Source organism: Deltaproteobacteria bacterium, from assembly GCA_016234845.1.
GTDB lineage: Bacteria > Desulfobacterota > Deferrimicrobia > Deferrimicrobiales > Deferrimicrobiaceae > JACRNP01.
This window is the reverse complement of record JACRNP010000022.1, coordinates 1-3706: the sequence shown is the minus strand read 5'-3', so window position 1 is coordinate 3706 and position 3706 is coordinate 1. Positions and strand designations below refer to the sequence as shown.

At 67.5% G+C, this 3706-nt stretch carries 5 protein-coding genes; 4 read left to right on the top strand and 1 reads right to left on the bottom strand.

Features of this window, described 5'->3' with window-relative positions:
• From HZB86_01835 to HZB86_01820, 4 genes are all read left to right on the top strand, one after another.
• On the top strand, positions 1-602 hold a 602-nt coding region (locus HZB86_01835; protein MBI5904288.1), incomplete at its 5' end, for an ABC transporter permease.
• A 2-nt stretch (positions 603-604) separates the two neighbouring features.
• Positions 605-1420 carry an ATP-binding cassette domain-containing protein gene (locus HZB86_01830; protein MBI5904287.1) on the top strand — a complete coding sequence of 272 codons (816 nt, stop codon included), beginning with the start codon at positions 605-607 and terminating at the stop codon, positions 1418-1420.
• Between the two features lie 35 nt (positions 1421-1455).
• On the top strand, positions 1456-1887 hold the full coding sequence (gene mlaD, locus HZB86_01825) for an outer membrane lipid asymmetry maintenance protein MlaD (GenBank protein MBI5904286.1): 432 nt from the start codon (positions 1456-1458) through the stop codon (positions 1885-1887).
• Positions 1856-2530, top strand: a complete 675-nt coding sequence (locus tag HZB86_01820; GenBank protein MBI5904285.1) for an ABC transporter substrate-binding protein — start codon at positions 1856-1858, stop codon at positions 2528-2530. Before mlaD ends, HZB86_01820 begins: the two co-directional genes overlap by 32 nt.
• Before the next feature lie 12 nt (positions 2531-2542).
• On the opposite strand, the gene HZB86_01815 is transcribed toward HZB86_01820, so the two are convergent.
• Positions 2543-3706, bottom strand: a 1164-nt coding sequence (locus tag HZB86_01815) for a TRAP transporter large permease subunit (protein MBI5904284.1), incomplete at its 5' end; no start/stop codon positions are given.

Sequence of the window (3706 nt, the reverse complement as noted above, 5' to 3'; positions counted from 1 at the left end):
TCATCGTCCTCACGGCGTCCTTCACCGGGATGGTCCTCGCGGTCCAGGGGTTCCACACCCTCCGGAAATTCGGGTCGGAGGGTCTACTCGGATCGGTCGTCGCGCTCTCCCTCATCCGGGCGCTCGGTCCGGTCCTCACGGCCCTGATGGTCATCGGCCGGGCGGGCCCCGCGATGACCGCGGAGATCGGCATCCTGCGGATCGGCGGCGTCATCATGGCGCTCGACTCCATGCCGATCGAGCCCAAGAAATTCCTCGTTTCCCCCCGGCTCGTCGGCTCCATCGTGGCCGTCCCTCTCCTCACGGCCATCTTCGTCGTCGTGGGGATCCTGGGCGGGTGGCTCGTGGGGGTGGGGCTCCTGGGGGTCAACGCCGGGGACTATTTCGGGCGCATGGAGCAGAGCGTGGAGCTCGCGGACATCGCCGGCGGCCTCTGGAAATCGTTCGCGTTCGCCATCCTGATCGGATGGGTGTGCACCTGGAAGGGGTACAACACGCAGCGGGGGGCGAAAGGGGTGGGAAGCGCGACGACGTCCGCGGTCGTCATCTCCTCCGTCCTGGTCCTGGTGGGCGACTACATCCTCACGTCGGTGCTGTTGTGAGCATGGCCGTATCCGGGGGTTCCCCCGCCCGCCTGTATGCCCTCCCGGATCCGGTCGAGGGCGGTCCCCTGGCGATCCGCCTCGTGGACGTCGAGACGGCGATGGCGGGGAAACAGGTCCTGAACGGGGTGACCCTCGACATCCCGGCGCGGCGGATCACCGTCATCGTCGGCCTCTCGGGGGCGGGGAAGAGCGTCATCCTCCGCCATATGATCGGGCTCACCCGCCCGGACCGCGGGCAGGTCCTCGTGGACGGGATCGACATCAACCGGCTCTCCCGGAAAGAGCTGTACGCGCTGCGCGACCGTTTCGGAGTGATGTTCCAGACCGGGGCGCTGTTCGAGTCGATGACCGTCTTCGACAACGTGGCGTTTCCGCTGCGGGAGAAAACGGATCTCGGCGAGGAGGAGATCCGGAAGAAGGTGGAACGGCTGTTCGGCCTCGTCGGCCTGCCGGGCATCAACGAAAAGTACCCGGACGAGCTGTCGGGCGGGATGGTCCGGCGCGTCGCCCTCGCCCGGGCCATGGTCCTGGACCCGGAGATCATCTTCTTCGACGAGCCGACGACGGGGCTGGACCCGATCATCCGGAATTCGATCCTGCGGCTGGTGTGCGACACCTGGCGGGAGCACGCCTTCACGATGGTGATGGTGAGCCACGACATCCCGGAGGTCTTCAACTGGTGCCACCACCTGGTGGTCGTCCGCGACGGGAAGATCGCGGCGGCGGGCCCGACCGCTTCGGTCCTCGCCTCGGAGGATCCGTTCGTCCGGCAATTGCTGACAGGCGACTTCGCCGGTCCCATCCGGCTGCTGTAGTCAAGGAGGAGGCCACGGTGAACCGGAAATTCGGGGTGGAAACGGCGGTGGGGATCTTCATCGTCGTCGGGATCGCGTGCCTGGCCTGGCTGTCGATCCGGCTGGGGAAGGTGGAGATCGGCGGGGGGAACCGGTTCCCGGTCTTTGCCGAGTTCGCCTCGGTGGCGGGGCTTCGGGCCGGGGCGACGGTGGAAGTCGCGGGGGTCCAGGTGGGCTCCGTCGAGTCGATCGGCGTGAAGGATTACAAGGCCGTCGTGCGGATGCGGGTGCAGGACGGCATCGGAATCCCCGAAGACACGATCGCCTCCGTCCGGACGCGGGGGCTGATCGGCGACAAGTACATCAACCTGTCCCCCGGCGCGTCGGACCGGATGATTCCCGCGGGAGGGAAGATCCGGGAGACGGAGGGGGCCCTGGACCTGGAGGGGCTGATCGGTGAATTCATCCACGGAAGCGCGAAGAAGTAATCCGCCCGGACGGGCCTACTGGCGGGTCGCGGCGGCGGTAGCGGCGGTGTTCGCCCTCCTGCTGGCGACCCCGGCCTCGTCGTTCGCGGGAGAGCCCACGGACCGGGTCCGCGGCGCGATCGACCGCGTCCTCGAAATCCTGAAGAAGAAGGATCTCCAGGCGAAGGAGCGTCGGATGGAGCGGCGGACCCTCCTCCGCGAAGAGATCTCCAAGGCGTTCGACTTCGACGAGATGGCGAAGCGCTCCCTGGGCCCCGCCTGGAGGCAGCGCACCCCGGAGGAGCGGAAGGAGTATGTGGGGCTCTTCCGGCAGGTTCTCGAGAACTCCTACCTCGGGAAGGTCGAGGCGTACCAGGGGGAGAAGATCCGGTACGGGAAGGAGTCGGTGGAGGAGGGGCGGTTCGCCACGGTCGAGACCCTCATCGTGACGGGGAAGGGGCAGGAAATCCCGCTGAACTACCGGATGGTGAAGGGGAAGGCGGACTGGCGCGTCTACGACGTCATCATCGAGGAGATCAGCCTCGTCAATAACTACCGGTCACAGTTCGGCGGGATCCTCCAGCGGTCGTCGTTCCAGGACCTGCTCGCGCGGCTGCGGGACATGGTGAAGAGCTCCGATTCCGGCCCCGCAGGCAGGAAGTAGGCGCGACCGGCCTCATCCCCCCGGTCGGGAGAACCGGAGCCGGGGAAGGAACCCGCGCTGCATGGCGCCCACGACGGCGACCAACCCGATCCCGACGGCGTCGCACACCGGTCCGGGGTAGACGAGGAACAGCCCCGCGGCGATCAGGAGCACGCGCTCCGCGAGCACCGTTTCCTGGAACAGCCACCCCTGCACGCCGCCGGCAAGGGCCACGATCCCGACGGCCGCCGTGAGGCCGGTCCAGGCCACGGCGGTCCATGGGCCCTTCAGCAGGATGCCCACCCCCGCGGGATCCACCACGAACGTGAATGGGAAGATGAACGCGGGCAACGTGTACTTCCATGACTGGAGCGTCGTCTTGTAGGGGTCCCCGCCCGTGATGGCCGCCGCCGCGAAGGGAGACAGGGCGGTGGGAGGGGAAACCTCGGAGAGGACGGCGTAGTAGAAGATGAACATGTGGGCGGCGAAGTCGGGCACCCCCAGGTTCGTGAGCGCCGGGGCGACGATCACCGCGCAGATGATGTACGAGGCGGTGACGGGCACGGCGAGGCCGATGATCCAGACGATCAGTCCGCTGTAGACCGCGGTCAGGAAGAGGCTGTTTCCGGCGTACTTGATGATGATGGCGCTGAATTTCAGCCCCAGCCCCGTCAGGGTCACCACGCCGACGATCAGGCCTGCCGCCGCGCACGTCACGGCGACTCCCAGGACGCCCACCGATCCTGCGTTCAGCGCCTCGACGAGCTTCGCCGGGCGCAGGGCGGAGTCGTTCCGCAGGAAGCTCAACACGAAGGCGATCACCGTGGCCCAGAACACCGCGGCGATCGCGGTGTACCCCGCCAGCATGAACGCCACGATGGCCACCAGGGACGTGAAATGGAACCCGTAGCGGCGCGTCAGCGTCCACAGTCCCGAGGAGCCCTGGATCACCACCTTCCGCATCCCCGGCTTCCGGGAGTCGATCTCCACCATCACGAAGAGCGACAGGTAGTAGAGGAGCGTCGGGATGGTCGCCATCAGGATCACGTCGAGGTAGGAGATCTTCAGGAACTCGGCGATCAGGAACGCCGCCGCGCCAAGAACCGGAGGGGAAAGGATGGCGCCCAGCCCCCCGGCGGCGAGGAGGCCCCCGGCGGCGTTCTTCCCGTACCCCGCCCTGGCGAGCAGGGGATACGC